This window comes from Chloroflexia bacterium SDU3-3 (assembly GCA_009268125.1).
Taxonomy (GTDB): Bacteria; Chloroflexota; Chloroflexia; order Chloroflexales; family Roseiflexaceae; genus SDU3-3.
This window is the reverse complement of the sequence record WBOU01000001.1, coordinates 326,207-352,707: the sequence shown is the minus strand read 5'-3', so window position 1 is coordinate 352,707 and position 26,501 is coordinate 326,207. Positions and strand designations below refer to the sequence as shown.

Genomic DNA, 26,501 nt, shown 5'->3' with positions numbered 1-26,501 from the left:
CCATCCTGCTCGAACAGGTAGACATAGGTGGTGTTCTGCGCATCCTGCGGATCGCTCACCCGCACCTCGCGGGCGGTGCCAGCCACCACATGGGGCGGGTCGGCCCACACTGCAGGCCGCTGGCCCGCATCGCGTGCCATGAACACTAGCTCATCGTTGGTGTCGAAGGTCGCATTGGCATCAGCCCCGGTCCACGTAGTTGCGTCGGTGTATACCAGCGCGGTGACGCCGGTCATCGCGCTGTTCTTGTAGATGGTAGCATAGTCCACCACGGCGCGCTCATCGATCTGCACTGGGATTTGCTTCCAGATGCCGCTGTAGCGCCAAGCGACAATGGTGCCTGGTGCATTGCCCGCCAGCGTCGGCAGGTCGGCCCCGGTCAGCACTACGGGGGCATCGTCGTAGGCGGCAGCGGTGCTGGCTGCGCTGCCGTTGGGCGTGGCCGCTATGGGTAGCAGCGCGGCCAGCGCACCGATGGCGGCAATGGATGTGATGATAGATGTGATATTCATAGGTTGGTGTGATGCGTATGGCCATTCGCTCTGCTTGATCGATATGGCCATACAGCTTGTGGGTGCGTTGGGCTAGGCTCGCTGCTCTAGCGCATAGCGCTGAAGCACGAAGCCGTTTGCATAGGGCTTGCTCTCCAGCAGCTTCAGCCCGATGGTGGTAGCTTTTCCATCAAACAGCGGTCTGCCCTGGCCAATAAGCACGGGGTTTACTTTCAGAATAAGCTCGTCGATCTGCGGTAGCAGCGTCGCCGCTAGCTTGCTCCCACCACACAGCCAGATCGCCATGCCATCCTCTTGCTTGAGCGCCGCCACGAACGCCTCCGCACCATCAGACACAAGCGTGACCTGCGGGTCGAGGCTTTCGGCCATGCTGCGCGAGAAGACATACTGCCGCAGCTGTGGGTAGGGGCTGGTGAGCCCTACAGGTAATCCTGCCTCATACGTTTCGCGGCCCATCAGCACTGTATCAAAAAGCTTATTTGGTCCGCTGATGCCCATAGGCTGCCAAGCTGGAGCGGGGAATGTTTCGGGGAACCGTGTGATGAGATCGTTAAAGTGCTCCCCATCAAACAGGAAGTAGTCGTAGCTGCCATCGCTACGAGCGATAAAGCCATCGGCGCTGCACGCCACATAGTAGATAAGCTTGCGCATCGTCGCTCCTTCTCTGTCGGGATGATGTGGCGGGCATTGTAGCATATGGTGCGGTAGGTAGAGTTCGTGAGGTCGGGTGGATGAAGCGTTGGGTCGGGTGGATGAAGCGTTGGGTCGAGCGGATGAAGCGTTGGGTCGGGTGGATGAAGCGTTGGGTCGAGTGGATGAAGCGTTGGGTCGAGCGGATGAAGCGTTGGGTCGGGTGGATGAAGCGTTGGGTCGAGTGGATGAAGCGTTGGGTCGGGTGGATGAAGCGTTGGGTCGAGTGGATGAAGCGTTGGGTCGGGTGGATGAAGCGTTGGGTCGGGTGGATGAAGCGTTGGGTCGAGTGGATGAAGCGTTGGGTCAAGTGGATGAACCAGGCTTAATCGCATTCCAATGCGATTAAGCCTGGTTTGGCCTAGATCAAGCCTTGGTCTTTTTTGCGCCAGCGCTAGATTTTCTCCGCACGTAGGCGGCCTTAGCGCGCATCTGTACCTCAAAAAGATCGATGGCCTCGAACAGGCTGCGCAGCTTGCTGTAGCCATAGCTGCGCAGCGTAAACCCTGCCTGCTGTGAGAGATAGCTTCCAACACTGGCAAGATCTGCCCAGCCATCATCTTTTTTGGCTTCATCGAGCGCTTTATATAGTCTATTGAGCAGCATGGTATTGTGCTTGAGCTGCTCGCCGCTTTTTTTGGTAGGCGCGGGCGCAGGCTGCGCCGCTTTTTTTGGTGTGGTGGGCTGCGGCGCTACAGCTGTTGTCTTGCCTTTCTTTGAACCGTTGGCAGCTGTTGTATTGTGGTTTGGAATCGGCTCAATAAGCGCAGGCGATGGTGCAGAATGGGGCGGCTTCTCGGGAATATCAAATACGGGAAAAAGCGGATAGGATGTATTTGGCGGACTTTCAGCCTGCTTGGTCTCAGCGGCGGTTTTTTGTTCCAAGCCTTTGGTCCGGCCGTTTGGCTCAAAGAAGTGAAAGGATGTGCATGCCTTGACAAAAGGTGTAGGTGTTTTTTCTTCGCCGAAACCGTAGACCTTTAGCCCATGTGCGCGCAGCCGCATCACCAAAGGTGTGAAGTCGCTATCGCTGGAGACTAGGGCGATGGCATCAAGCCGCTGGGTGTAGAGCAGATCCATCGCATCAATGGTCATTGCCAGATCGGATGCGTTTTTGCCCTTGGTGTAGTCGAACTGCTGGATGGGCCGGATGGCGTATTCGTGCAGGCAGTTTTCCCATGCCTGGAGGTTGGGACTTTTCCAATTGCCGTAGGCGCGGCGGATGTTGGCTTCGCCATAATGGGCGATCTGGCTCAAGATCATGGTGATCTTGGATGCGGGCGCGTTATCGGCATCGATAAGCAGTGCGATCGTTGCCTTGGGTGTTGCCATAGCGGTAGGCCCTGCTGCATGCGGCTTTGTGCGAGTATAGCATGATTATCTAACAGCTGCCTGCGTTCAGTTTGCCTATGGCTGAGGTCGGTGCGATGGTGAGGTTGTAGGGGCAAACTTCGTGTTCGTTTGCAATAGCTGCAGTACGCGCGTTGTAGATGGGGCGATAGCTGCAATGCATCATAATAAGCGCCTAGTGGGAGGATAGCAGATTTGCCCTTAGTGCGATGCGGGCAATATGTATGATGGGGATGATATGGATTGAATCTGGTATGTGTTCTCGCGGCAGCATGTTTTAATAATGACTCACAGTGATCACTGTCATGCAGATACACTATTGTGCACGCGCTGCTCGCCGCATCGACGGCGACGAGCGCTCCGCGCGGCACGCCGACTGATATGCGCGCGCGCCACTTCTTGGGGCCAAAGTAGAGGCCCTGCCCGCTGCCTTCTTCCTTGCGTAGCTCGGGCCGCTGTCCAGGGCAGGCGCTGGCACAGTGGGCGCGGCGCTGGCCACGCATGTGGCCAGCGCCGCGAGGGCAAGCAGAGCGGCGCTGATGGGGTGCATGGCCCCGCTTTCTCCTCGTTCGGCGGTGCGGATGCGGCGTTGGGCGGGGCTGACGAAGCGTTGGCCTCAGCGCGGCAGCCGCGCGAGGATGTCCTCGACCACGGCGGGCACCTCGCGGCCATCGGTGGGGATGTGCTGGGCGTAGCGGGGGTGGTCGAGTATGGGCACGCAGCGCTCGGCCTTCTGCCAAGCCCACGAGCCGGGCTGCTCGCCGCGCTGGGCGAGGCGGCGCTGCACGGTGGCGAGCGGTGCGACCAGGCAGAAGTGGTGTGTGGGGGCGCACGCGGCCAGCCCAGTGCGGATCTCGTCGAGGTAGGCGGGCTGCGCGAGGGTCATGGGCACGATCATGGGGCGCTGGTAGCGCCGCCACAGCCCCTGGGCCGCCGCAACGGTCAGCGAGCGCCACAGGGCGATGTCTTGGAAGTCGTCGGTGGCCTCCTCGCCCTGGCGCAGGCCCTCGGTGAGGTGGCGGGCGAGCATGCCGACATACTCGGGGTCGTAGATGATGCTGCCCGCGATACGCTGGCGGAGCGCCTCGGCGGTGGTGCTCTTGCCCACGCCAAAGGAGCCGTTGAGCATGATGATCATTGGCCGCTGCCCTTTCCATTGGTGCTGAGGTGTGCCCCAACGATACACGGCGTGCGGGCAGCGGTCAATGATCGCGAGCTGATGGCTTGGTGGTAGGGAGGTTAGGGGAGGCTGGGCGAACTCTATCAGTCGCCCTCGGCCAAGATCTCCTGCACGCGGCCCACCTGGCCATCTTGCAGCCGCACCTTGATGCCGTGCGGGTGGGTGGCCGAGCTGGTCAGAATATCCTTCACCACGCCCACGGTGCGCCTGCCGGTGCGCTGATCCTGCTTGAGCACGATCGCCACCCTCAGGCCTGGGCGAATATTGCTACGCTGTCTTCCCTGCATGGTCGTCTCTCGCTCTCTGCAACCGAATGGCGGAACCGGGCGTCGAATTGCCAAGCAGCGACGCCTGGGGTATTGTACCCGGCATCGCCTGATTGTGCCGCAAGGAGTGAATGGAATGACCGACCGAGCCTCCCTTGAGAAGGAGATCAACGATCTCCGCCGCAGCGTCGCCCAGGTGGATCGGGATGTGCGCCAGCTGCGCGACTGGATCGCCACCAACGAGCGCGCCCTGGCCAGCCAGCCCGAGACGCTGCGCCGAATTACCGAGGATGGGCTGGCCCGCGCCCGCAGCGACCTGGGGGTGCGCGACCTGGAGATGCGCACCCTGCGCGAAAACCTGATGGCCGCCGAGCGGAGGATGGCGCTCTACACCGAGCTAGACCGCAAGTACCGCGACATCCAGAACCTAGAGCGCGAGCTAGAGCGGATCACCGGGCTGCTGGAGCGGCACCGCAGCGAGTTCTACCAGCTGCAGCAGAGCGTCGAGCAGCTGACGCCCGCGCCTGCGGTGCCCAGCGAGCTGGTGCTGCCCAACAACGCCCGCTTCCCGCTGGATGTGCGGCGCGGCCAGTACCTGATCGGCTGGGCCGACGCGGGGGCGCAGCGCCTGCCCGACATCGACCTGACCAGCCTGGGCGGCGGCTCGATGGGCGTGAGCCGCAACCACGCGCTGCTGCGCTTTCGCGGCGGCCAGTGGGACATCGAGGATCTGGATAGCACCAACGGCACGGCCCTGAACGAGATGCCGCTGGCCCCGCGCACCCCCACCCAGCTGGCCGACAAGACCACCATCCGCGTGGGCAGCATCAAGCTGTTCTTCCGCTACATCACCCAGACCGTGCGGCTCTAGCCCGCCCTGGGCCGTGTGGTGCGTTGGGCCGACCGTTGGCAATGCGTGGCGCGTTGCCCGGTCGGCCCAACGCGCATCATGGGCGGGCGTGTTGCGCCTGCGGGTCTTCGTGCCGTTATTTATGTGTTCCCTTGGTGTCTTGTTGGCGTGGTGGTAAAGCGCCCTGACTCCTGCCGCGAGTTGCAATTTTGTCATAAACATCTACAATGGCAATCGAACTTGTTTGGTAGTAGAGGATAGGGTTATGGACACACCTGTCAGCCGCTGGATCGATACGACGAAGCCGAGCGACCAGGCGCGGCTGCGGCTGTTCTGCTTCCCCTTCGCGGGGGGCGGGGCGGCGGTCTACCGCGCGTGGCCGGGCAGCTTCCCCAGCAGCATCGCGGTGCACGCCGTGCGCCTGCCTGGCCGCGAGACCCGCATCTTGGAGCCATCGTTTCGCAGCCTGGAGACACTCATCCCGGCCCTGGCCGAGGGGCTGCTGCCCCTGCTCGATCGCCCGTTTGCCTTCTTTGGCCACAGCATGGGCGGCCTGATCAGCTACGAGTTGACCCGCCACCTGATCGCCCACCACGGGCTCTGCCCGGCCCACCTGTTTGTCTCGGCCCACCGCGCGCCGCAGCTGCCCAACCCCAACCCGACGGTCTACCGCCTGCCCGAGGATGGCTTCATCCGCTACCTGCGCGATATGAACGGCACGCCCGACGAGGTGCTGCGCAATACGGATCTGATGCAGCTGGTGGTGCCCATCCTGCGCGCCGACTTCGAGCTGTGCGGCACCTACCAGCACCAGCCGGGTGCGCCGCTGCCCTGCCCGATCAGCGCCTTCGCGGGCACCCAGGATGCGATCGCCAGCTACGATCAGGTCGAGCCGTGGCGCGAGCAGACCAGCGGGCAGTTTCTCATCCGCGCGCTGCCCGGCAATCACTTCTTCCTGAACAGCGCGCAGTCGCTGCTGCTGTGGGCCATCCAGCGCGATATCGATCTGGATCTGGCCGAGATCTCGCGGGCAGCCTAGCGGGCGCTGAGGTGTGGCGTAGGGCGGGGGGCGCGTATCGCTCCCCGCCTTTGCTATGAGCTCGCCGCGATCGCGCTGATCTCGGACGGCGCGCTGGTGCGCCGCTGGCGGCTCGGTTTCTCCATCGTGTGCAATAGCTGTGTTGACACGTACAATCTTGACAATACGCACGTTTGTTCGTAGTATACCCCTAACAATGTTCTCTGAAGCGAGGGCTACGCGATGCCAGTTGTACGCAAGATCTCGATGCTTCAGGCCGAGCCAGACCCGGATGGCCGCGACCCTGAGGCATTCGTGCGCTTTAACCGTCGGCGCGACCGCAAGCACCAGGGGCGGCTGGAGCTGATCATCGGGCGCGAGCTGTGGTACCGCCTCGAACGCCCGCCGCGCATCAGCATCGAGCAGTTTGGCGACAAGGTGGTGATCATCCCTCGGCGCGACACCGAGCCGGGCAAGAAGCTGCACATCACCAACTCAAGCCCGCGGGTGTGGGCACCGGCCAAGCTGCAGATCGCCCCAGGGCGCTACAGCGCGCAGATCCGCTACGGGCGGATCGTGGTGGGCGACATGGAGGACGAGCCGCAGCCCGCGCCCAAGCCCGCCGAGGGCGAGGCCCCGCCGCCCGCCGAGGCGGGCGAGCGCCAGACCTACAGCTCGGCCAGCGCCGAGCCGCGCGACCGCATCCTGGACTACGTGCGCGAGTTCTACGAGGAGCACAAGCGCGGCCCGACCTACCGCGACATCCAGCGGGCGCTGGCCATCCCCTCGCGCAGCGGCGTGTGGTACCACGTGCAGGATCTTCGCGGGCGCGGCCTGGTGACGATCACGCCCCAGCGGCTTCAGACCATTGTGCCCGTGCTTGACGAAGAGGAGCACTAATTTTATGGCACACCCTCTGGTAGATCAGCTGCGCTTCACGCGCGGCGAGTGGCTGCGCGGCCTTGAGGGCATCAGCGCAGAGGACGCGACCCGCCACCTTGGCCCGATGAACTGCATCAGCTGGAACGTGGCCCACCTGGCATGGCAGGAGCAGCAGTGCTGGCTCGACCGCGCCCAGGGCGTGATGGTGGAGCCGGTGCTGGCCCGCGACTTCTGCTATGGCGCGCCGATGTTCACGCCGCCGCTGGATGTGGCGCTGGGCTGCTGGCACGCCGTCGTCGCCCGCTCGGAGGAATTCCTCGATACCCTCACCACCGAACTGCTCCAGCAGGATCTTCCCTACAACGGCGATGTGTCGGGCCAGAGCATCGGCTCGGCTATGCGCCGCGTGACCTACCACTACTGGTATCACATCGGTGAGATCCAGGCCATCCGCCAGATGCTCGGCCACACCGACCTGCCGGTGTACGTGGGCGACATCGAGGAGCTGGCCCCCTACGCCCCCGAGCCGTAGGCCCGCTAGCTGCGCTGGGCGAGCAGCACCCTCGCCCAGCAGCTCGGCACCTGCTCCAGGTGGATCGCGCCGTCTCGCACCACCGCCCCTGGCCCCGCATCCAGCACATCCACCAGCCGCGTGCCCTCGGGCAGGCTGGTGGGCACCTGCAGCGGCAGCGCCTCCTCCGCCGCATTCAGCACCACCACCGCTACCTCACCGCCATAGGCCCGCGCGAAGGCTAGCTGCTCGTGGCGCACCAGCAGCTGCTGGTAGTCGCCGTGGCGCAGGGCCGCGTGCTCGCGCCGCAGCTGTGCGAAGCGCGCGATCGCGTGGGCCAGATCGGGGTGGGGCGCGCCGCGCATGTGGGCGGGGCTGGGCAGCGCGGGGCGCAGCGGGGCGTCGCTGGTGGCGCTTTTGCTGCCGCCGATGCCCCACTCGCTGCCGTAGTAGATGGATGGCACCCCCGGCATCGTGAACATCAGCGCGTGCAGCGGGTAGAGGTGGGCGGGGTTGTGCAGCGTGCTGGCCAGCCGGTTCACATCGTGGTTGTCGGCGAAGGTGTAGAGCGGCAGGTCGCGGTACATCCCGCCCTCGCCAAACTGCCGGTTGAGCGCGTAGGCGATCTCGAAGTAGTTGGCATCGTTTAGGCTGGAGTAGAGACCCTTGTAGCACTCGTAGTTGGTGGTGGCATCCAGCCGCCCCGGCCCGGCCCAGCGGGTGTAGTCGCCGTGGATGACCTCGCCCAGCAGGAAGAAATCAGGGCGCAGGCTGCGGCAGTGCTGGGCCAGATCGTTCAGAAATCCGATATCCATCACATCCGCCGCATCCAGCCGCAGCCCATCGATATCGAACTCCTCTACCCAGCGCGCCACCACACCAAACAGGTATGCGCGCACCTCGGGGTGCTGCAGGTTTAGCTTCACCAGCTCGTAGTGGCCGCCCCATGTCTCGTAGGTAAAGCTGTCGCCGCAGGGGCTGCGCCCGCCGAAATCGACCCCAACGAACCAGTCGCGGTAGCGCGACCCCTGGCCGTGCTCGCACAGGTCGCGGAATGCCCAGAACCCGCGCCCGATATGGTTGAACACGCCATCCAGGATCACGCGGATGCCGCTGCGGTGGTAGTGGGCCACCAGATCGGCCAGGGTGGCGTTGCTGCCCAGGCGGCGGTCGACGGTGGCGTAGTCGATGGTGTCGTAGCCGTGGCTGTGCGACTCGAACAGCGGGCCGAGATAGATGGCGTTCACACCCAGCTGCTGGAGGTGCGGTGTCCACTCTTGGAGCTGGGCGAGGCGTGGCACGGCGGGCGTGTCGAGGTGATTGTGCTGCGGTGCGCCGCAGAGGCCGAGCGGGTAGATGTGGTAGAAGAAGCTGTCGGAGGCCCATGGGTGCATCGTGTTTCTCCTTGGGTACATACCGGTAGGTATAGAGCGGACATAAAAAAGACTACGAGTAGATGCCGTGCGAGAACTGCTGGATCAGGCGGTGCACCGCCTCGTCGTTCAGCTCCATGCTGTGGTTGAGCGATATGCCAATATAGGTGTTGATGACGCCGAGAAAGGTAGCGCTGTAGATGCGGTGCCTGCCGCGCATGTTGCCGTGGCGCTCGGCGGATTCGAGAAACAGCTGCTCCAAGATCTGCTGCTGCTGCTGGGTGATGGATGAGATCACCTGATGGGCCTCGCTCTCGGGCAGCACAAACCACATGGCCAGCTGCATGCGGTAGAGCAGCGGCTCGCGGCGGGCGAACGCGAAGAATGTGGTGATAACGCGGTACATCGAGTGCGGCAGATCGCCCTCGAAGCGTGCGGCCTCGGCCAGATCGTGCAGGAAGGGCTGGAAGCCCTCGGCCACGAGGGCTTCCAGCACGCCGCGCTTGCTCTTGAAGTAGTGGTAGAGCGTGGGCTTGGTCACCTTGGCGGCCTCGGCGATCTCCTGCACGCCGATAGCGTCGTAGCCACGGGCGGCGAAGAGCCGGAGCGCGCATTGCATCAGCAGCGAACGGTTATCCATAGGGTGTCTGTTCTTGACAAATATGCATATGTGCTGAGAGTATTATACCGATCGGTACCTTGTTGTCAAGGGCAATCCTTTGCCCTTCGTAGAATCGGTCACCTAGGAGCGTGCTTTCCTAACAGATGTTGGACGCGCCATCGGAGATAAATCTATCGTAGACTCGAAAAGTATCTGTTATAATACAGCCCAGCCCAACGAGCTGACGACCGTACTATGACAATTTGTCCTATCATCAAGCATCGCCGAACAGCAAGGTCAAGATTGATGCGCTGGCTACGATCTCAGGAAAAGCTTTCGATTTCGAACGTGGATTGGCGTAGCGTGTCCATACGAACCCCACAGCTCCGGGTGCTTGCGGTCAGCATCATTGGTATCCTGCTGATGTGCTATGTGCCGCTGGTGTCGGGCAGCTATGCGCTGGCCACTATCACGATCGTTGTGGCGGGCATCGTGGCCACTATCGCGGTCGGCCTGTTCACCCGCGAGGCCTACACGTGGCGCAGCGCCCTGCTGCAGATCGCGATCGCGCTGCTGTTCGCGCTTGCCAGCGCGGGCTATGTCTCGCTCACCAGCTCGTTCCCCGCGATCTCGCCGTCGCTGGCGGCGCTGGGCATCACCGCCGTGATCGCCGCGCTCGCCGCCGTGAGCGCGCTCACACCACCCGACCCGAGCCAGAGCGCCGATATGGCCGAGCAGGTGGCCAGCGCCCTGCGCGAGAGCGAGACGCACTACCGGCTGATCGCCGAGAATACCAAAGATCTGATCGCCCTGCTGGATACCGGCGGGGGTTTTCTGTATGCCAGCCCATCCTACACCAACGAGATGGGCTACGCCTCGGTGATGCTGATCGGCGCATGCTACTATGACTACATCCACCCCAGCGATATGCCCCAGACCCGCACCCAGTTCGAGCAGGCCCTGCGCGGCGCGCCCGCGCAGAGCGTCTACCGCTTCGCCCGCGCCGATGGCACCTGGTGCTGGATGGAGGGCCGCGTGACCTATGCCTCGGATCAGGGCGACGGCTACCTGGTGCTGGTGGCCCGCGATGTCACCGAGCAGCGCGCCCTGGAGCAGCAGCTGCACCAGGCCCAGAAGATGGAGGCGATCGGGCGGCTGGCGGGCGGCGTGGCCCACGACTTCAACAATCTCCTGCAGATCATCCACGGCTGCACCGACATCCTGCAGGAGGCCCTGCCGACCGACCACCCCGCCCACGAGGATCTGGCCGCGGTCGATCAGGCCTCGCAGCGAGCGGCTAGCCTCACCCGCCAGCTGCTGGCCTTCGCGCGCCGCCAGCTGATCTCGCCCCAGCCGGTGGATATCGGCACGATTGTGAGCGATCTGAGCCGCATGCTCGCGCGCCTGCTTGGCGAAGATGTCGAGCTGGAGACGGTGATCGACGCCGATATCTGGCGGATCATGGCCGACCCAGGCCAGATCGAGCAGGTGATCGTTAATCTGGCTGTGAACGCCCGCGATGCTATGCCCAATGGCGGGCGGCTGCGCATCACCGTGCGGAATATGCTCCACCGCCAGTATGGTGCCGAGAGCGACGAGAGCGCCTATGTGTGCCTTGAGATCGCCGATACCGGTATCGGCATGAGCGCGGAGACCCAGGAGCACCTCTTCGAGCCGTTCTATACCACCAAGACGCCCGACAAAGGCACCGGCCTGGGCCTGGCCACCTGCTACGGGATCATCACCCAGCTGCATGGCAAGATCGAGGTGCAGAGCACGCTGGGCGAAGGCACCATGTTCACAGTGATGCTGCCGCGCATCGCCGCCGCCGAGGTGGCCGAGCCAGCCCCGCCCGTGACGCTGAGCGGTGGCGGCACCATCCTTGTGGTGGAAGACGAGCCGCTGGTGCGCGAGATGATCGTGCGGGCCGCAAATAAGTATCAGTACACCGTGCTTGAGGCAGCAGATGCCGATCAGGCCCTGGCTCTGGTGCACACCTACCCCGGCCTGATCGACCTGCTGGTGACCGATGTGGTGCTGCCCGGCAAAAATGGCGCGGTGCTGGCGGTGGAGCTGAGCAGCATCTACCCATCTATTCAGGTGCTGCTGATCTCGGGGTATACCGAGCATGTGCAGATCATCGAGAACCTTCTGACGGCTGGCGTGGCATTTTTGCCCAAGCCCTTCAGCCCCGCGACGCTTGGGAGCAAGCTCCACGATCTGTTCCGCAAAGCCTAGCGCGGCCAGAGCGGTTTGTCGATTTTTGAAGTGAGGCAATCTATGGATTCACCGCTGCGCGTACTACTGGTTGAGGATGATGAGCGGGCGCGTGTGATGCTGGCAGGCGTGCTGACGCGCAATGGCTACCGGGTGGTGGATGTGGGTCTGGGTATGCGCGGGATCGAGGAGCTTGAGCAGGGCACGTTTGATATCGTGCTCTCCGATATCTGGATGCCCGATATCACCGGGGTGGAGGTGATGAACGCCGCCCGCAGCCGCCCCGAGCCGCCCGAGGTGATCCTTATGACCGGCAACAGCACGATCGCCACCGCTGTGGCGGCCATGCGCGCCGGGGCCTGCAACTACCTGCTGAAGCCCTGCCCCAACGAGGAGATGCTGGCCGCGGTGTCCGCCGCTGGCCGCCGCCGCCGCGAGAACATGCGCCGCGCCCACGCCCTGCGCACCATCGCCTCGCAGATCGCCGATGTGGTGGGCGGCACCCCCGTGGAGGAAGCCGCCCCACCTGCGGCCAGCACGCCTGCCAGCCACACGCTGGAGCGGTTTCTGCGCATCGGCGGGCTGGAGATCGATCGCCACCGCCACGTGGCCACGTTCAATGGCCAGCTGCTGCACCTGACCCCGATCGAGTTCACCCTGCTGATCACCTTGGCCGAGGCCGATGGCCGTGTGGTCTCGTGGACCGAGCTGACCTCGCGCAGCCACCAGTCGCGCCTGAATGCCCTTGAGTCGCACGAGCTGCTGCGGGTGCACATCCGCAACCTGCGACGCAAGATCGACCCGAGCTACCTTGTCACCGTGCGCGGGATCGGCTTCCGTCTGGTTGATCCGGATGAGCGAAGTTAGGGCAGCACATAGCAGCCCACGGCCTGTTGCCACATCGAATCCACCCGGATGTGTGCCTACTGATCTTTTTTTGACCCTTTACAGATCCCGGCCTTCTCGCTACGATTGCCACACGACTGGAGGTAGTATCGACAATAAGGCTCTGGTACGGGAAGCGTATGGTTACCATGAATGGCGACGGACCGACAACATGTCTTGATCAGGGTGAACAGCTCCGACGCCGAGTTGAGCAGCTTGAGCGCCAGCTGGCGGCGGCAGAGCAGCGCCTGCTGGCCTTTGCCGAGGGCAGCTCGGAGGTGGTGGCGCTGCTCGATGCGCGTGGCACGATCTGCGCCATAAGCCCGGCGGTCGAGCATATCCTCGGGTATGCCCCCGCCGCATGCCTCGGCATGCTGCTCTACCCGCTGATCCACCCAGAAGATCAGGCTCGGATCGTACCGCTGCTTGAGTCGCTGGCCCTAGCACCAGGGGCGCGCACGAGCTTGCAGATGCGCATGCGCCACCAGAATGGGCAGTGGTGCTGGGTCGAGGCGACGGCGAAGAACCAGCTGCATATTCCCGCAGCGGCTGGGATCGTGCTGAATGCCCACGATGTTACCGCGCTGCACCGGGCCGAGGAGCAGATTCAGGCCGACCGCGAGCTATGGGATGCGGTGATGAGCGCCAGCACAACCGCGATCGTGGTGATGAGCGCCGCAGGCCAGCTGGTGTTTGCCAGCCCGCGCGCCGAGCAGCTGCTGGCGCTGCCCGCTGATGAGCCTGCCCGCCGAGCAACGCTCCCTGCGCTGGACATGCCGCTGCGCCAGGTGCTTGATCGGGGCGAGCCAACCCCCGACATCCACCACACGATCAGCCTGCCCAACGGTGAGCAGCGCGTGCTTTCGCTGAACGGCATCCCCGTGCGCGCTGCCGCTGGCCAGATCAGCTCTGTGGTGTTCTCGATCGCCGATATCACCGATCAGCAGATCTTCGCGCAGCAGCTCATCCGCCGCCAGCAGATGGAGGCGGTGGGGCGGCTGGCCGGTGGCGTGGCCCACGATTTTAACAATGCGCTGACCGTGATCTTGGGCGCGTGCAGCTTTATGATGGATGAGGTGGCGCAGCACCCCGCCCTGCGCCACGATCTGGAGCAGATCCAGGAGGCCGGCGAGCGCGTCTCGATACTCACGCGCCAGCTGCTAGCCCTGAGCCGCCAGCCTGCGCTGATGCCCCAGCCCCTCCAGCTGAATACCAGTATCGAGCGGCTGCGCCTGATGCTGCAGCGGATGCTGGGCCGCCAGGTCGAGCTGCGCCTACAGCTTGACCTGGCGCTTGGCCTGATCATCGCCGATGCGCACCAGATCGATCTGGTGCTGGTGAATCTGGCGGCGCACGCGCTCGACTCCATGCCGCAGGGCGGCACGCTGCTGATCGAAACCGCCGAGGTCGCGCTGGATGCGACCAGCGTGCCCGGCCACACGCTCACGCCGGGGCGCTACGCGATGCTGGCCGTGAGCGACACCGGCGAGGGTATGGACCGGGCCGCCTACGAGCGGATCTTCGACCCCTTCTTTGTATCGCGCCGCTCAGGCACGAGCAACGGTCTGGTGCTTTCCAGCGTGCAGCGCGCGGTGCTGCAGCTCGGCGGGGCGATCTGGGTCGGCAGCGACCTAGGCTACGGCTCCACGTTCAAGGTCTTCCTGCCCTTCGCCACGGCGGGAGCTGCGCCGCCGCCCGCGCCGCCTTTCCCTGGGCTGCGCCGGAGCGTGCTAGTGGTGGACCCCGACCCGCACGTGCTGGCGTTTGCACGCGCGGCGCTGGCCCTGGCTGGCTATCAGGCATTTGGCCCGGAGCTGCTGGAGCATGCCTGCCCGCATGAGGCGCTGGATGTGCTGATTATCGATGTCCACACCCCCGAACTTGCGGCCCAGGTCGCCCGCCTTATGGCCGCCCTGCCGCAGCTGCAGGTGATCTATACCTCGGGGCATACCCACGCCGCGCTGGCGCTGCTGGCCCAGACCCTCCCGGCGCTGCCCGACCTGATCAAGCCGTTTACGGCAGATGCGCTGATCTCGTGTGTGCAGGCGCGCTGCTTTGGGGATTCGGGCGTGGCCTGATTGGTGCGACCTGCTTTTCGCACTGAAGCGCATAGGCCTGCACGCTTTTACAATAAAACCCTCACGGATGCGCCACATCATGCCCATCCGTGAGGGTTTTTGTTTGGGGCATGCGAAAGGGCGCTAGGCCTCGCCCACGACATCTGGCCCCAGCAGCTGCCGCACCAGCGCCAGCGCGTTGGTGGATGTGGCGATGCCCTCGCGCAGCTGGTAGTCGAAGAACATGGTCGGGCCTGCATCGGTATCGCGGAAGTGCTCGCGGAAGTGCACCAGCGTGGCGCGCGCGGGCAGGTCGCCCGATTCGGCCAGGGCCAGATCGTGAGTGGAGACCGCCCCGAGCGCGCCCTGGTCGAGCAGGCGCACCAGGATGGCGCGTGCGGCGATCAGTCGCTCGGCGCTGTTGGTGCCGTGCAGGATCTCGTCGAGCAGGAACAGGAGCGTGCGCCCGCCGTCGGCGCGCACCAGGGCGGCGCGGTCGACCACAAATTTCAGCCGCTGCAGCTCGGCCATGAAGTAGGAGATGCCCTGCTCGACCGAGTCGCGCACGCGCATGCTGCTGGCCACATCCATGGGCGAGAGCCGCAGCTGGCTGGCGCACACCGGCCCGCCAGCTTGGGCCAGCACGGTGTTGAGGCCGATGGCGCGCAGCAGGGTGCTCTTGCCCGACATGTTGGAGCCGGTGATCAGCAGCATGGTGCCGGGCGGCCCCAGCGCCACGTCGTTGCCCACGCAGGCGGCGGGCGGCAGCAGCGGGTGGCCCAGCTGGCGCGCGGCGAAGCCCGGCTGCTCGGCGAGCGTGGGGAAGATCCAGCTGGGGTGGTCGTAGGCCAGCGTGGCCAGGGCGGCCAGGGCCTCGGCGTCGCCGAGGGCGGCCAGCCACTGGCGGGCGTGCGGCCCATTCTCGCGCTGCCAGCGCTCCAGCGCCCACAGCACGTGGAAGCTCCACAGCGTGGCGACCTGGATGGGAAAGAAGAAGATCCACTTGCGGATCTCGGCGGCGGGCATGATCCGGGCCAGGCGGCGCATCTGGGCATCGGCGCGGCGCGACTGGGCGTGCAGCTGCTGCTGGATGTGCTGCAGCTCGGGTGAGTCTAGCTTGGCATCCAGCAGGCATGCGAACAGCTCGGCGTAGGATGCCAGAATGGCCTGCCGCTGGGCGACCTGCTCGATCCGCAGTTCGACGATCCGCGCCAGCGCGAAGTACAGCCCGGTGTTGACCAGCAGCACGGTGGCCAGCGGCGCGCCCACCGGCAGCCCCAGCAGCCGCGCCGCCAGCAGGGCCAGCGCGGCCACAGCGAGTGCTCGGGGCAGCCACACCAGCCAGGGGCGGGCCAGCAGCCACGGCGGCGACTCGGCCCATGTCAGCAGGCGCTCGAAGGTGGCCTGGCTGCCGCCGCGCTGCTGCCTGCCGCGCAGGGCCAGCTCGTCGCGCAGCTCGATCTGGGGGGCCAGCTCGGCCACGGCGGCCTGCCTGCGCAGGATCTGCTCGGGGGCGGCGGGGGCTAGCAGCCAGGCGCGCAGGGCCGCGCGGCCAGCGGGTGTGGCGGGGGTGTGCAGCAGGTGCTCCAGCGAGGCGCGGCCCTGCACATCCAGGTCGGCGGCGTAGGGGTGCGCGGGGTCGGCGGCGGCGGGGTCGCCCAGTGGGATGCTGTCCCAGCGGCGCGCGAGCCGCGCCAGGCCTTCCTGGCTGATGGCGAGCATGTCGCGGGCGGTGTCGCGCCTGCGGTTCACATCGCCGTGGCGGATGAATGAGACCAGGAAGGCCAGCCCGAAGCTGGCCGCGCCTGCCAGCGGCAGCGGCTGGGCCTGCCAGAGCCACAGGCCGAAGAACACCAGGGTGATGATGATAAGCCCAAGGCTGATATTGCCGTTGCGGTCGCTGCGCTGCTGCTCGCGATCGCGCAGCGCGGTGAAGCGGGCCACACGCTCGCGGTAGGTTGATTCGGGTTGCGGTGTTGTCATGCTGCGATCATACCATAGCTGGCCGCGCTGCGATGCAGCCCAGCGGCCTGGCCCATCCGCGCTACGGCGCTGCGCCTGCCGCTGCCCATGATCTTCCCCGTAGCGCTGGGGGCTGCGCTATGCTGGCGGGCTATTTTTTTCCTGCAGCGAGCGCAGCCCGGCGATATAGCCCTGGATCAGCAGGCGGAAGCTCTCGTCGAGATCGATCTTCATGCCAAACGCGCTGCTTAGTTCGAGCGTGCAGAAGCCATGGACTACGCTGCGCAGCGCGCGGATGGCGTGGATCTTCTGCTCCTCGCTCAGGTCGTATGGCTCCATGACGGCGCGCAGGATATTGATGATCGTGGCGGCGAGCTGGTGGTGCTCGTGATCGTCGTCTTCGGGCTTGTGGATGGTGGCCGCGTAGACACCAGGGTGAGCGTGGATGTAGGCGCGGTAGGCGCTCGTCAGGGCGATGATCGCCACGTCGCCGGACCTGCCGATGCTGGCGATGGCAAATTCGGTGGCCAGCTGGCGTAGCCCGTAGAGCGCCAGCTCGCGGCGCAGCCCGGACAGCCCGCTGACGTGGTTGTAGAGCGAGGGCAGCTTGACGCCGAGCTGCTCGGCCACCTGAGCCATGGTCAGCTGCTCCAGCTGGCGGGCATCGGCCAGCTGGGCCGCCGCCGCCACGATCTTGTCGCGGTCGATGCCGACGCTACGCCCCATGGGCCAGCCCTTTCTGCGCTAGGTCGCGGGCGGCGGCGGCGATGGCGGCATCCATGGCGTCCAGCGGCTGCTCGGCCACGTCGCCGTGGCCTGTGGCCAGCCGCGTGGGCCGCAGCTCGCGCAGGGCGCGGGCGCTGGCCAGAGCGGTGGGGTAGTGCCAGGTGGCGATGGCTGGGAAGGGGAAGGCCAGCCGCAGGGTGCCTGCCACAGTGACGCTGGGGCGGGTGTGGAAGGCATCGCCCGCGATCAGGCTACCGTCGCGCTCGTCGTAGAGGGCGATCTGGCCGGGGGTGTGGCCCGGCGCGGCTACCACGCGCAGCGAGCCGATGTGCTCGCCGATGCCGAGCAGCCGGGTGGGCGTGGTGGCGACCTTCTGGAAGCTGCCGCGCGGCTTGGTCTGTGGCTCGTTGGGCAGCAGGCCCATGTCGCCGCCCAGCAGGCGGGCGTCGCGGGCCGAGATCGCGACCTCGGCGCTGGGCAGCAGGGTGTGCAGCGCATCCAGCGAGCCGACGTGGTCGCCGTGGGCGTGGGTGAGCACGATGCTGGTGATCGGCAGGCCCATGCCCTGGGCGATCTGGAAGATCTCTTTGGCCATACCGGGGATGCCGGTATCGATCAGTGTTAGGCATGCTTCCTCGCGCACAAGGTAGGTGTTGATCGGAAAAAAGCGGGGGAAGCGGGTGATCTGGGTGAGATATGCCCCATGCTGGGTGACGCGCATTGCTGTATTCCTTCTCTTAACTAATATATATAGACTATAGACTAATAATATTAGTTTGTCAAGCAGCATCTAGCACTGATCACTGCGGAGCATCGGCCGCCACAACCGGATGGATAGGCAGATGGATGGTAAAAGTCGCACCTAGGCCCAGGGTGCTCTGCACACTGAGTGTGCCGCCATGGAGCTCGATCAGATGCCTGCTGATCGGCAGCCCCAGCCCCGACCCGCCGTACTGCCGCGAGAGCGAGTTTTGGGCCTGGCGAAAGGGCAAAAAGATGGTCTCCAGATCGCCCTCGGCAATGCCAATGCCGGTGTCGGCCACCGCTATTCTCAGCAGGCCATCGGCCAGCTGCGCGCTGATCGTGATCGTGCCCATCGGCGTGAACTTCACGGCATTGGAGATCAGGTTGATCAGCACCTGTTTGAGACGCACGGGGTCGGCCCAGATCCGTGGAAGATCGGTGGGGATGTCGGACTTGATGATCAGGGAATGCTGCCGCACCAGCAGCGCCGTGTCGCGCAGCACGCTGTCGAACAGCTGGCCGATCTGCATTTCCTGCCGGTCGAGCAGTAGCAGCCCCGACTCGATCTTCGAGATATCGAGCACATTGTTGATCAGGTCCAGCAGATGCGAGGCGTTAGTCAGCACGCGGCTCAGATGGTTCTGCTGGGTCGTATTGAGCGGGCCATCCTTACCTAGGTACTTGCTCATAGCCATGATCGCGTGCAGCGGCGTGCGCAGCTCGTGGCTGGTGCTGGCGATGAACATGCTTTTGGCGGCATCGGCCTGCTCGGCGTGGGCGCGGGCCTGCTCGGCGGCCGCCAGCGCGGCGTGCAGCTCGCTGGTGCGGCGCTCTACCTCGGATTCAAGCTGCATCTGATAATTCTGCATCAGCATGCGTGAATCTTGCAGCTCGCCCACGTAGGTGTACACCACCCAGGTAAAGATAATGATCACTAGGATGATGCTCAGCGTGTCACCGACCACATCCTGCGGCGGATCTCGGATGATATACCACTCCTGCAGCTCGGCCGTGCCGAGCACGACCACATAGGCGATAATCATGATTGCCATTGCGATCAGGCCGCGCCGCCCCGAGTAGAGACCGGCGATCATCAGCGGGATGGTGGTGGCGATCATCAGCACATTGCCATGGGTCAGGCCAAAGGGCAGCGCCGCCATAAGTATGGGGATGAGGATCGAGAAGCTGAGCAATCCAGTGGCCTGCTCGACTAGGCCTCGGCGCAGCAGCACAATGCAGTAGAGTGTGATCGCAACACCGGTAAGCTCCGAGGCAAGGTAGATCAATTGGGTGGGCACAAACTGCTGGGTGAAGGTCCAAGAGGTGTAGCCAGCGCCAATGATCTGCACGGTGATGATCCCCAGCGCGATCTTCTCAAGTGTGGTGCTTTTGGCGAACTTATACCAGCTCTGCGGTGCATCGTTCATATTTTTATGATCAGGATGTTCCTGTCGGGCATAGTGTGCCACCTGCAGATGCAGCTATGGCTCTGCCCGCTAGTATAGCGCATGATGCGACTGCAAGATATTGTGGTCTGCATATAAGCGGGCGATTGAGCTATTGCGATAAAAACGAGCGCTATGGATATGAACAATGCAGTTCGCGTATATAATAGCGGTGAAGTCTTCTATTTGTCTGAGGAGTACCACATGGGCACACTATCTCACCCTACGGCTCGGAAGGCCCGATCTGCCGCGCTGCTGTTCTTGGTGCCGCTGCTGGCAGGCTGCGCCACCGTGGCTATGGGCAGCCCGCTGGCCGCCGCGACGGCTGTCGCTACCGTCCCCCCCAGCCCAACGGTTGTCCCAACCGCTCCGGCCACCTCTGCGGAGTCGGCGTTCTACTGGTACGTGCTTGATGCCAACGGCAAGCCCGCGCGTGGGCTGGCATGCCTGAATGTGCCCTCGGGCAATGTGTGGGTCTGCGAGCAGAGCAGCGGCGAGAAGGTCTACTTCTCGCCAGCGGTGCCCCTGATGGTCTCGTCGGAGCCAGTGAACTAGCGCAGCTGGTAGGGATCTGGGCCGCCATGGGTGTGCATGGCGGCTCATTGTTAGGTGGATGTGGGCTGCTCGAAGGGGTGTGGTGGCAGCGGCTTGCCGCACCACGGGCAGTAGTGCACAAACTCGATGCCGTCGTTCACCATCCAGCAGGGCTCCTCGCCGCGAAACAGCATGAACTCGAAGCGCAGCGAGGCCTTCGGGTCGTTGACCGCCAGGTTCATGCTGGTGCAGCAGTAGTGCTTGGCCCGCTCGCGGGCCTCCACACGCTCGGGGAAGAGCTGATCGAGCCAGGATTGGCAGCGGTCGCAGTCGGCCACATGCTGGGCGGCGTGCTCAAGCGCGGGATCGCCGAGCGTGCCCTCCTCGATCTCGATAAACCCTTCGATCGCTAGCCACAATACGCCGTTTTGGCCGCTCGGCAGTGCGATGTGCGGCGCAAGCGTTTGTCGCGCCTCGGCGCAGGCCGGTGTGTCCATTGCTATAGCTCCATGGTCATGAAGACGCTGTTGGGGTCATCGCGGTAGCTGCCAAACGGCGGGCACAGCACGAACCCGTGGCGGGTGTAGAGCGCGCGGGCGGGCGCGAAGAACGGCATCGCTCCGGTCTCCAGGCTTAGGCGCTGGTAGCCACGCTCGCGCGCCGCGCCGATGATGTGCTGGAGCAGGCGCGATGCCACCCCGCTGCGGCGCAGGCTGGCGGCGGTGCGCATGGACTTCAGCTCGGCGTGGCGGGCGTCGAGCCGCTTGATCGCGCCACAGCCCACCAGCTGATCCTGCGCATCCCACGCGGTCCAGAAGGTGATCTCGGGCTTTCTAAGGCCGTCGAGGTCGAGCGCGTGCTTGCTCTCGGGCGGCGATATGCTGCGCATGTCGGCGATGTGCTCTTCGAGAAACTGTGCGATTCGTGGGTCGGTTAGGTCATCGATTCGGATGTCGATATTCATTGTTTCTGGGTTTGGTCCTGCTAGCAAGGTTGGGTTTGCCAACGGTACTACTGAGCTGGTGTCTCTAGGTAGCTTGTGAAGCTCTGCCACCCCACGCCCCGGCGCACGGTGATGTAATCGTAGCCTTCGCCGCCTGCCTGCACCTGCCACGAATCGAGAGCAGTGCCGGGTATGGCCCGCAGATCCAGCATCACCGCGCTGAGCGCGTCGCCCTCCTCGGCCCAGCCGTAGGCGTAGGTGGCGTGGATGTGGGTGTGGTCGATCTCGATCAGGCGGTAGATCAGGATATTTCGTTGGGCTGCACCTTCTTTCGTATTTTCGATATACTGTGCCGCATGAGCACTATCTATGAGCGTGATCAGAGATTCATTGCGCGCCACTGCAGGAACACGCGTGTAGCCCATCCGCTCCATCCTGCGCGCCGCATCGGCCAGGGCCGCCGCGCCCAATGGGGCGAATGTGGCCAGCAGATGCCAGTCTGGCCCGCTGCCGCGCTGCGATAGCTCCCAGTACCATGGTCTGGCAGTGGTCATTGTGTTCCCCTTTGTCTGCAATGCCGCATCGATATTGGGTATTTATGCCGGATCGCTCATGTGGCGCTGCGCTTGGCGCGCTCGGGCAGCCCCTACCCGTGCAGCGCCAGCAGACGCTGCACCAGCGGCGCAACCAGATCCTGCCCCAGCAGGGCCTCGCGCCAGCGCGTGGGGATGCCCGCCACGCCGTCGCGGATGCCTGCGATGCCCCCGGCCACACAGGCGGTGGTGTCGGTGTCGTGGCCCAGCGCCACAGCGGCTTTGACCACCTGCTCGTAGCTGCCTGCGCCCATGGCCCAGCGCGCCGAGCGCAGGCAGTCCACCACATAGCCGCCGCCGCTGCCTGGGCCGCCGTCGTCGGGGCGGATGTGCTGCTCCAGCTCGGCGCGCTCGACCGACGATGCGCCGTAGATGGCGCGTAGCGCGGCCACCGCCTCGGCCCAGGGGTTGGGTGTGGCGGCCAGGGTGCGTCGCGCCCACAGGCAGTAGAGCGCGCAGCACACCTGGGCGCGCACGTGGCCGTGGGTGATGAGCGACTGGGCGTGGGCGTCAGCCACCAGGGATTGGTCGTCGCCACGGTGCCACAGCGCCAGCGGCAGCACCCGCATAAGCGAGCCGTTGCCGTTGGCCTGCTCGTCGGTGCGGCCCGCCTGGGCGGCTAGGGTGCCCTGCGCCAGCATGCGGATGGACTGGCTGGTCTGGATGCCCACGTCGAAGACCTTGCCGCCCACGGCCATGTAGCCGCGCTCGTGCCAGGCCACCAGCCGCCGCCCGTAGTCATCCAGGTCGAGCCGCCCGCGCTCCAGCAGCGAGTCGAGCAGGGCCAGCGCCTGCGCGCCGTCGTCCGACCAGGTGCCGGGCGCGACGCCCGCGTGGGCGCGGTGGAACCCGGCGGGCGGTGCGAACTCGATCTGCTCGGCAGGTGGCAGCTCGCCAGGCTCGTGGAACTCGTAGGGCACGCCTAGGGCGTCGCCCACCAGCAGGCCGTAGATGCCGCCCTCAATGCGCTCGGCCAGTGTCGGCATGGTTGGGTTTCCTTTCTGCCTAGCGGCCCGCGCAGGCGCGCAGCGCCGCCAGATCGCCCGCCGCGATCGCGCTCAGATTGGCGCTGATCTGCTCGATCGGCCAGTCCCACCAGGCGATCTCCTCCAGCGCGGCGATCTCGGCCTCGGGGAAGCGCGTGCGGATGGGCCGCGCGGGGTTGCCGCCCACAATGGTGTAGGCGGGCACATCGGCCACCACCACCGAGCGCGCCGCGATGATCGCGCCGTTGCCGATCTTCACGCCCGGCATGATCAGCGACTCGTAGCCGATCCACACATCGTTGCCCACTACGGTGTCGCCCTTGTAGGGCAGGTCGCCCGGCTGGGGCATCACCTTCTCCCAGCCGCCGCCGAAGATCTGGAAGGGGTAGGTGGAGACGCCCGACATGCGGTGGTTCGCGCCGTTCATGATGAACCGCACATCGCGAGCCAGCGCGCAGAACTTGCCGATGATCAGGCGGTCGCCGATCATGGGGAAGAGGTAGAGCACGTTGCGCTCGAAGTTCTCGGAGTCGACAGGGTCGTCGTAGTAGGTGTAGTCGCCGATGATGATGTTAGGGTTTGTTACCGTATTTTTGATAAAGCACACCTGGGGGAATCCGGCCATCGGGTGCTTATCGTTGGGATCTGGGCCTCGCATTTGTGCTCCTTATGTGGCTGTATCGCCCTCGGCAAACCGCGCTGGCTCGCGCGCCCGCAGCTCGGCGAACTGGTGCAGGATCGACTGGGTCTCGGGGGCGAGGCGCAGCGGCTCGCGCGGCGGGTAGTAGGCGATCTGGTCGATCTCGTTACACGCCCTGGGCACGCCCGACGCGTACACCCAGAAGACCGCGTTGCTCTGGCCCAGGCTCTGGCGCTCGAACAGGAACACCATGCGCTCGGCCACCAGCCCGGTCTCCTCCAGCAGCTCGCGGGCGGCGGCGGCGGCATCGCTCTCGAAGGGCTTGATGCCGCCGCCGGGCAGCATCGCGCCCAAGTGGCGCATCAGCACCAGCAGAACACCCTCGGGTCGCTCGACGATGGCGCTGGCGCGGCGGCGTGGTGGCATGGCTGGCTCCATTTTTTGTGGCGCAGTATCGCCCATCGCTTGGGCGCGGGCATCGGGCGGCGATGGACGGAGCTAGGCGGTGTGCGGCTGGACACCCGGCGCATGCCACCTCTCATATCGGCGTCGCGCGATACCTTGGATTATTGTACAGCGCATGTCAACCGCAATATGATTGGTAGAGGTCTCAGATAATCGTTCTATGGCATCTACCGAGGCTATCTACCAGATATGGTGATTTTTGTTTGTATCGGCAATAGATTGCTTAGAAGATGCATTACCGCATCGATAGGTGCGCTTGCAGGCGCTAGTTGATGCGGGGCGCGCCATCGGCAAGAGTGGCAAGTTTGGCCGGATCAAGTGTCGGATCATAGCCCTGCGCTGCTAGCTCGATGTCGTAGCCCTCGCTACGGATGCGCAGATCGTAGTAGAGGCACGTGATGGTGATTGTCTGGAATGGCAGCACGATAAACAGCGTCAGCGTGGGCAACAGCGTGGTAAGGTAGATAGAGGGCGTTAGCCAGCTAAACATATAGGCTGGCAGCACGCTGAACAGCAGAGAAAGCACGCTGGTGGTGATAGCAACCCCCGCAGTGTGCCAGAAATGCGGCGTGGCCAGCGCCCAGCTGCGGCTCATGCTATCGGAGGCACGCTTCTCCTCCCCAATGATCGCTGGGGTGACTACAGCATATTTCGTAGAGAAAAAGAGCACATTCGCGCATGCGAGCAGGCCAAGGATACCCAATCCGATCCAGCGCAGCATGTCGGGCAGCGTGTTGACAAAAAAGGCTGCGAAGCCGATGGCGGTGAAAGGGATAAGTGTGATGAGGCCGATAAACATCATAGACCCCATCACCGAGAGGTAGCGCTTGCCCGCCTGGCGGTAGGCATCTCCTATTGTCCACGGCCTACCGTGGTAGAGTGCAACGGCACTTGCAGTGCCGACCCCCAGCAGCACCGGCTGGATGATAAAGGTGCGTACCGTTGACCACAGCCCGTCATTTGGGAAGAGGATCTGCAGCAGTGCGACGGGGACGAGCATTATCGCTAGGGCGCGGGTGATCGGCCAGAAGTTGGCGCGGTAGAGCCGAAAGGCGGTGTCGAGCAGCTTGCCAATGGGCTGGGCTTGAATGTATGTCTGCATAGTGCGCTACCTTCTATGCCCTGCTAGATGTTAGCGGAGTATTTGGATAATCTACGCAGTGCCACGGGCGATGTTTCGCGCTATAGACCGCAACCTGCGCAGGTTGATCAGCGTGGTGCGGAGGTAGGCGGGATATTACACCCTGGCCTCATCCAGGCCGCCAGGCGCTTCCAGATGGTTACGCCCCCCAGCGCTCGCCGTTATGCAGGGTGATCATGGGGCCGCTGTCGCCTATCACGCTGGCCTGGGTATGCAGGCCGGTGGCTGCACCCCAGTGGTGCAGCAGGCACGCGGGCTGGCCTCGGCGCACCACCAGGCGGCTGGGCTGGGCCATGTCGGGCAGCAGGTTGGCATCCACCGCCGGGCATGTGATGGCCAGCGTGCCATGGAAGCGGCGGGCGATCTGGATGTGCAGGTGCCCGGTGAGGATGGCCTCCACCTGCGGCGCTTTGGCGATCAGCTGACCAAATGCGCTGGCGTTGCCCAGGCCGATCTGGTCGCAGACACCTAGGCCGATGGGGAAGGGCGGGTGGTGCATGAGCAGCACCGTCGGGCGGTTTGGGGACTCATCCAGGCGGGCCTGGAGCCACGCGAGCCGCTCGTCGCACAGCTCGCCCGCATCCTGCTGTGGGATGTGCGTGTCGAGTCCGATCAGACGCACCGGCCACCTTTCGACGCTGTACTGCACATAATCTTGCATCGACTGCTCGCCCTGATGCCCGAAGATATCCAGCATCTGCTGGCGGCTGTCGTGGTTGCCAGGGATGACGTACACTGGCATCGGCAGCGGGGCGATGAGGCTGCGGAACTGGGCGTACTCGGCGGGGTCGCCGTGGTCGGCGCAGTCGCCCGACACCAGCACCACATCTGGTGCGACAGGCAGCTGCAGCAGGTGCTCCACCGCCTGCGCGAGGTAGGCCGCGCTCTCGGGGCGCTGGCCAATATGCGGATCGCTGATCTGGGCAATGAGCATAGGGGGCCTCCGTAGCTGCTCGGGCGGGATCGTTGGGATTATAGCACAGATGTCTTCAGCGGCAGCCTAAGGTGTCTCGCCCAGCAGCGCCGCGTCATAGAGCGCGATCACGCGCCGCTCGTACTCCGCCGCGCGTCTGGCCAGGCCCTCGCCGTGGCCCACGTCGGGCAGCTCCCACAGCGCCTTGGGCGGGGCGGCCAGCGTGTGGAACCACTGGTTCTGCCGCAGCTCGCGCCCGTGGCCATCTTGGCCGGTGGCGATCAGCAGCAGCGGCTGGCTGCGCTGGCCAAGCGCCTGCGCCATCGGGGCGGGCGCTGCCATCGCGGTGGCGCGCTCCAGCATGCGGTCCACAAACCAGTTGTCGAGCCAGTCTACGGCGGACCGGGGCCATGCGGCGGCGCTGGCGGCTGGGGTCAGGTCGGCGGATGTGGCGGGCACCGCACCATCGGCCACCACCGCGCGCAGGGCTGGGTAGGCCGCCGAGGCCCGCAGCGCCACCTGTGCGCCCATGGAGAAGCCGAAGATGCCCACACGCCCCTGGTCCACATCGCCCCGCTGGGCCAGGTAGTCGACCATCGCGCCTACATCGCCTACCTCAAGCCAGCCCCACGAGCGCAGCGCGCCGTCGCTCGCGCCGTGGGCGCGGCGGTCGCAGGCCAGCACGCCATAGCCGTGGCGGGCGAGAATGGCCATGTGGGGCAGCATCGCGCTGCGGTCGCCGCCCTCGCCATGCAGCACGATCACGGCGGCGCGGTTGTGCGAGGGCGTGTACCAGCAGGCCAGCGCGGTCTGGTCGGGCGCGGCGATCTGCACCGCCGCCACCCCAGGCAGCTCGGCGCTGGGCAGCGAGCAGCAGTCGCTGTTGGTGGCTGGCGGGGTGATGCTGCGGTAGCGCAGGTAGGCGTGGGCGGCGATGGCGCTGAACACGATCACAGTGAGCAGGGAGATCCCAATGAGGGTCGTGCGAACGAAGCGCAGCCACATGAGAGCGCTGCC

The 26,501-nt window shown here is 64.9% G+C and carries 27 protein-coding genes and 1 pseudogene; 9 read left to right on the top strand and 19 right to left on the bottom strand.

Annotated elements, in window-relative coordinates:
* Positions 1-584: 584 nt before the first annotated feature.
* Positions 585-1,163, bottom strand: a complete 579-nt coding sequence (locus F8S13_01600; GenBank protein KAB8145802.1) for a dihydrofolate reductase — start codon at positions 1,161-1,163, stop codon at positions 585-587.
* A gap of 97 nt (positions 1,164-1,260) precedes the next feature.
* Between F8S13_01600 and F8S13_01595 the strand changes: the two genes are divergently transcribed.
* Complete coding sequence (locus tag F8S13_01595; GenBank protein ID KAB8145801.1) at positions 1,261-1,551, top strand: hypothetical protein; 291 nt, start codon at positions 1,261-1,263, stop codon at positions 1,549-1,551.
* Positions 1,552-2,108: 557 nt separating this feature from the next.
* Here the strand turns inward: F8S13_01595 and F8S13_01590 are convergent.
* The 3 genes and pseudogenes from F8S13_01590 to F8S13_01580 all read right to left on the bottom strand — a co-directional run bounded on the left by F8S13_01590 (position 2,109) and on the right by F8S13_01580 (position 4,019).
* Positions 2,109-2,534, bottom strand: a pseudogene (locus F8S13_01590) (NYN domain-containing protein).
* Positions 2,535-3,168: 634 nt separating this feature from the next.
* Positions 3,169-3,690, bottom strand: a complete 522-nt coding sequence (locus tag F8S13_01585) for an ATP-binding protein (GenBank protein KAB8145800.1) — start codon at positions 3,688-3,690, stop codon at positions 3,169-3,171.
* A gap of 125 nt (positions 3,691-3,815) precedes the next feature.
* Positions 3,816-4,019, bottom strand: a complete 204-nt coding sequence (locus tag F8S13_01580; protein KAB8145799.1) for a YwbE family protein — start codon at positions 4,017-4,019, stop codon at positions 3,816-3,818.
* Between F8S13_01580 and F8S13_01575 the strand changes: the two genes are divergently transcribed.
* The 4 genes from F8S13_01575 (at position 4,018) to F8S13_01560 (ending at position 7,280) form a co-directional block, all read left to right on the top strand.
* Complete coding sequence (locus tag F8S13_01575; GenBank protein ID KAB8145798.1) at positions 4,018-4,869, top strand: FHA domain-containing protein; 852 nt, start codon at positions 4,018-4,020, stop codon at positions 4,867-4,869. The two genes, F8S13_01580 and F8S13_01575, sit on opposite strands and share 2 nt — an antisense overlap.
* Positions 4,870-5,113: 244 nt before the next feature.
* Complete coding sequence (locus tag F8S13_01570) at positions 5,114-5,887, top strand: thioesterase (GenBank protein ID KAB8145797.1); 774 nt, start codon at positions 5,114-5,116, stop codon at positions 5,885-5,887.
* A 222-nt stretch (positions 5,888-6,109) separates the two neighbouring features.
* Positions 6,110-6,766: a hypothetical protein gene (locus F8S13_01565; protein ID KAB8145796.1), complete on the top strand. Its 657-nt coding sequence runs from the start codon at positions 6,110-6,112 to the stop codon at positions 6,764-6,766.
* Between the two features lie 4 nt (positions 6,767-6,770).
* Positions 6,771-7,280, top strand: coding sequence for a DinB family protein (locus tag F8S13_01560; GenBank protein ID KAB8145795.1), 510 nt, complete (start codon positions 6,771-6,773; stop codon positions 7,278-7,280).
* 5 nt (positions 7,281-7,285) lie between these two features.
* Here F8S13_01560 and F8S13_01555 read toward each other — a convergent pair whose 3' ends face one another.
* Complete coding sequence (locus F8S13_01555; protein KAB8145794.1) at positions 7,286-8,653, bottom strand: alpha-amylase; 1,368 nt, start codon at positions 8,651-8,653, stop codon at positions 7,286-7,288.
* Between the two features lie 52 nt (positions 8,654-8,705).
* Positions 8,706-9,272 carry a TetR/AcrR family transcriptional regulator gene (locus tag F8S13_01550; GenBank protein KAB8145793.1) on the bottom strand — a complete coding sequence of 189 codons (567 nt, stop codon included), beginning with the start codon at positions 9,270-9,272 and terminating at the stop codon, positions 8,706-8,708.
* Positions 9,273-9,488: 216 nt separating this feature from the next.
* Here F8S13_01550 and F8S13_01545 point away from each other — a divergent pair, with 216 nt between their 5' ends.
* The 3 genes from F8S13_01545 to F8S13_01535 all read left to right on the top strand — a co-directional run bounded on the left by F8S13_01545 (position 9,489) and on the right by F8S13_01535 (position 14,413).
* Complete coding sequence (locus F8S13_01545) at positions 9,489-11,471, top strand: PAS domain S-box protein (protein ID KAB8145792.1); 1,983 nt, start codon at positions 9,489-9,491, stop codon at positions 11,469-11,471.
* A gap of 42 nt (positions 11,472-11,513) precedes the next feature.
* Entirely contained in the window at positions 11,514-12,317 is an 804-nt protein-coding gene (locus tag F8S13_01540; GenBank protein ID KAB8145791.1) for a response regulator transcription factor, read from the top strand.
* A 158-nt stretch (positions 12,318-12,475) separates the two neighbouring features.
* A complete protein-coding gene (locus F8S13_01535; GenBank protein KAB8145790.1) occupies positions 12,476-14,413 on the top strand; it encodes a PAS domain S-box protein in 1,938 nt (645 codons plus the stop codon).
* 123 nt (positions 14,414-14,536) lie between these two features.
* Here F8S13_01535 and F8S13_01530 read toward each other — a convergent pair whose 3' ends face one another.
* The 4 genes from F8S13_01530 to F8S13_01515 all read right to left on the bottom strand — a co-directional run bounded on the left by F8S13_01530 (position 14,537) and on the right by F8S13_01515 (position 19,251).
* Positions 14,537-16,375: a DNA mismatch repair protein MutS gene (locus tag F8S13_01530; GenBank protein ID KAB8145789.1), complete on the bottom strand. Its 1,839-nt coding sequence runs from the start codon at positions 16,373-16,375 to the stop codon at positions 14,537-14,539.
* Between the two features lie 117 nt (positions 16,376-16,492).
* Entirely contained in the window at positions 16,493-17,080 is a 588-nt protein-coding gene (locus F8S13_01525) for a TetR/AcrR family transcriptional regulator (GenBank protein ID KAB8145788.1), read from the bottom strand.
* The gene (locus tag F8S13_01520) at positions 17,070-17,801 is read right to left on the bottom strand and encodes an MBL fold metallo-hydrolase (GenBank protein ID KAB8145787.1); all 732 of its coding nucleotides are present in this window, start codon (positions 17,799-17,801) and stop codon (positions 17,070-17,072) included. The genes F8S13_01525 and F8S13_01520 overlap by 11 nt, the downstream gene beginning before the upstream one ends.
* A 79-nt stretch (positions 17,802-17,880) precedes the next feature.
* A complete protein-coding gene (locus tag F8S13_01515; GenBank protein ID KAB8145786.1) occupies positions 17,881-19,251 on the bottom strand; it encodes a hypothetical protein in 1,371 nt (456 codons plus the stop codon).
* Positions 19,252-19,473: 222 nt separating this feature from the next.
* Here F8S13_01515 and F8S13_01510 point away from each other — a divergent pair, with 222 nt between their 5' ends.
* The gene (locus F8S13_01510) at positions 19,474-19,824 is read left to right on the top strand and encodes a hypothetical protein (GenBank protein KAB8145785.1); all 351 of its coding nucleotides are present in this window, start codon (positions 19,474-19,476) and stop codon (positions 19,822-19,824) included.
* Between the two features lie 50 nt (positions 19,825-19,874).
* Here the strand turns inward: F8S13_01510 and F8S13_01505 are convergent, their stop codons facing one another.
* The 9 genes from F8S13_01505 to F8S13_01465 form a co-directional block, all read right to left on the bottom strand.
* Entirely contained in the window at positions 19,875-20,300 is a 426-nt protein-coding gene (locus tag F8S13_01505) for a hypothetical protein (GenBank protein ID KAB8145784.1), read from the bottom strand.
* A 2-nt stretch (positions 20,301-20,302) separates the two neighbouring features.
* A complete protein-coding gene (locus F8S13_01500; GenBank protein KAB8145783.1) occupies positions 20,303-20,767 on the bottom strand; it encodes a GNAT family N-acetyltransferase in 465 nt (154 codons plus the stop codon).
* Positions 20,768-20,814: 47 nt separating this feature from the next.
* On the bottom strand, positions 20,815-21,300 hold the full coding sequence (locus F8S13_01495; protein ID KAB8145782.1) for a hypothetical protein: 486 nt from the start codon (positions 21,298-21,300) through the stop codon (positions 20,815-20,817).
* A gap of 92 nt (positions 21,301-21,392) precedes the next feature.
* Positions 21,393-22,325, bottom strand: coding sequence for an ADP-ribosylglycohydrolase family protein (locus tag F8S13_01490; protein KAB8145781.1), 933 nt, complete (start codon positions 22,323-22,325; stop codon positions 21,393-21,395).
* A 19-nt stretch (positions 22,326-22,344) separates the two neighbouring features.
* Positions 22,345-22,983 (bottom strand): Vat family streptogramin A O-acetyltransferase, encoded by a 639-nt coding sequence (gene vat, locus F8S13_01485; protein ID KAB8145780.1) that lies wholly within the window; start codon positions 22,981-22,983, stop codon positions 22,345-22,347.
* Between the two features lie 9 nt (positions 22,984-22,992).
* A complete protein-coding gene (locus tag F8S13_01480; protein ID KAB8145779.1) occupies positions 22,993-23,427 on the bottom strand; it encodes an NUDIX hydrolase in 435 nt (144 codons plus the stop codon).
* A gap of 268 nt (positions 23,428-23,695) precedes the next feature.
* Positions 23,696-24,532 (bottom strand): hypothetical protein, encoded by an 837-nt coding sequence (locus tag F8S13_01475; protein ID KAB8145778.1) that lies wholly within the window; start codon positions 24,530-24,532, stop codon positions 23,696-23,698.
* A 178-nt stretch (positions 24,533-24,710) separates the two neighbouring features.
* Positions 24,711-25,505 (bottom strand): phosphodiesterase, encoded by a 795-nt coding sequence (locus F8S13_01470; GenBank protein KAB8145777.1) that lies wholly within the window; start codon positions 25,503-25,505, stop codon positions 24,711-24,713.
* 66 nt (positions 25,506-25,571) lie between these two features.
* Entirely contained in the window at positions 25,572-26,489 is a 918-nt protein-coding gene (locus tag F8S13_01465) for an alpha/beta fold hydrolase (protein ID KAB8145776.1), read from the bottom strand.
* Positions 26,490-26,501: the final 12 nt, after the last annotated feature.

What these genes read in the sequence shown, in the direction of transcription:
- F8S13_01600 (KAB8145802.1), bottom strand. Translation starts at nt 1,163, where the DNA reads ATGCGCAAGCTTATCTACTATGTGGCGTGCAGCGCCGATGGCTTTATC.
- F8S13_01585 (KAB8145800.1), bottom strand. Translation starts at nt 3,690, where the DNA reads ATGATCATCATGCTCAACGGCTCCTTTGGCGTGGGCAAGAGCACCACC.
- F8S13_01575 (KAB8145798.1), top strand. Translation starts at nt 4,018, where the DNA reads ATGGTCGTCTCTCGCTCTCTGCAACCGAATGGCGGAACCGGGCGTCGA.
- F8S13_01580 (KAB8145799.1), bottom strand. Translation starts at nt 4,019, where the DNA reads ATGCAGGGAAGACAGCGTAGCAATATTCGCCCAGGCCTGAGGGTGGCG.
- F8S13_01570 (KAB8145797.1), top strand. Translation starts at nt 5,114, where the DNA reads ATGGACACACCTGTCAGCCGCTGGATCGATACGACGAAGCCGAGCGAC.
- F8S13_01565 (KAB8145796.1), top strand. Translation starts at nt 6,110, where the DNA reads ATGCCAGTTGTACGCAAGATCTCGATGCTTCAGGCCGAGCCAGACCCG.
- F8S13_01560 (KAB8145795.1), top strand. Translation starts at nt 6,771, where the DNA reads ATGGCACACCCTCTGGTAGATCAGCTGCGCTTCACGCGCGGCGAGTGG.
- F8S13_01555 (KAB8145794.1), bottom strand. Translation starts at nt 8,653, where the DNA reads ATGCACCCATGGGCCTCCGACAGCTTCTTCTACCACATCTACCCGCTC.
- F8S13_01550 (KAB8145793.1), bottom strand. Translation starts at nt 9,272, where the DNA reads ATGGATAACCGTTCGCTGCTGATGCAATGCGCGCTCCGGCTCTTCGCC.
- F8S13_01545 (KAB8145792.1), top strand. Translation starts at nt 9,489, where the DNA reads ATGACAATTTGTCCTATCATCAAGCATCGCCGAACAGCAAGGTCAAGA.
- F8S13_01540 (KAB8145791.1), top strand. Translation starts at nt 11,514, where the DNA reads ATGGATTCACCGCTGCGCGTACTACTGGTTGAGGATGATGAGCGGGCG.
- F8S13_01535 (KAB8145790.1), top strand. Translation starts at nt 12,476, where the DNA reads ATGGTTACCATGAATGGCGACGGACCGACAACATGTCTTGATCAGGGT.
- F8S13_01530 (KAB8145789.1), bottom strand. Translation starts at nt 16,375, where the DNA reads ATGACAACACCGCAACCCGAATCAACCTACCGCGAGCGTGTGGCCCGC.
- F8S13_01525 (KAB8145788.1), bottom strand. Translation starts at nt 17,080, where the DNA reads ATGGGGCGTAGCGTCGGCATCGACCGCGACAAGATCGTGGCGGCGGCG.
- F8S13_01520 (KAB8145787.1), bottom strand. Translation starts at nt 17,801, where the DNA reads ATGCGCGTCACCCAGCATGGGGCATATCTCACCCAGATCACCCGCTTC.
- F8S13_01515 (KAB8145786.1), bottom strand. Translation starts at nt 19,251, where the DNA reads ATGAACGATGCACCGCAGAGCTGGTATAAGTTCGCCAAAAGCACCACA.
- F8S13_01510 (KAB8145785.1), top strand. Translation starts at nt 19,474, where the DNA reads ATGGGCACACTATCTCACCCTACGGCTCGGAAGGCCCGATCTGCCGCG.
- F8S13_01505 (KAB8145784.1), bottom strand. Translation starts at nt 20,300, where the DNA reads ATGGACACACCGGCCTGCGCCGAGGCGCGACAAACGCTTGCGCCGCAC.
- F8S13_01500 (KAB8145783.1), bottom strand. Translation starts at nt 20,767, where the DNA reads ATGAATATCGACATCCGAATCGATGACCTAACCGACCCACGAATCGCA.
- F8S13_01495 (KAB8145782.1), bottom strand. Translation starts at nt 21,300, where the DNA reads ATGACCACTGCCAGACCATGGTACTGGGAGCTATCGCAGCGCGGCAGC.
- F8S13_01490 (KAB8145781.1), bottom strand. Translation starts at nt 22,325, where the DNA reads ATGCCGACACTGGCCGAGCGCATTGAGGGCGGCATCTACGGCCTGCTG.
- vat (KAB8145780.1), bottom strand. Translation starts at nt 22,983, where the DNA reads ATGCGAGGCCCAGATCCCAACGATAAGCACCCGATGGCCGGATTCCCC.
- F8S13_01480 (KAB8145779.1), bottom strand. Translation starts at nt 23,427, where the DNA reads ATGGGCGATACTGCGCCACAAAAAATGGAGCCAGCCATGCCACCACGC.
- F8S13_01475 (KAB8145778.1), bottom strand. Translation starts at nt 24,532, where the DNA reads ATGCAGACATACATTCAAGCCCAGCCCATTGGCAAGCTGCTCGACACC.
- F8S13_01470 (KAB8145777.1), bottom strand. Translation starts at nt 25,505, where the DNA reads ATGCTCATTGCCCAGATCAGCGATCCGCATATTGGCCAGCGCCCCGAG.
- F8S13_01465 (KAB8145776.1), bottom strand. Translation starts at nt 26,489, where the DNA reads ATGTGGCTGCGCTTCGTTCGCACGACCCTCATTGGGATCTCCCTGCTC.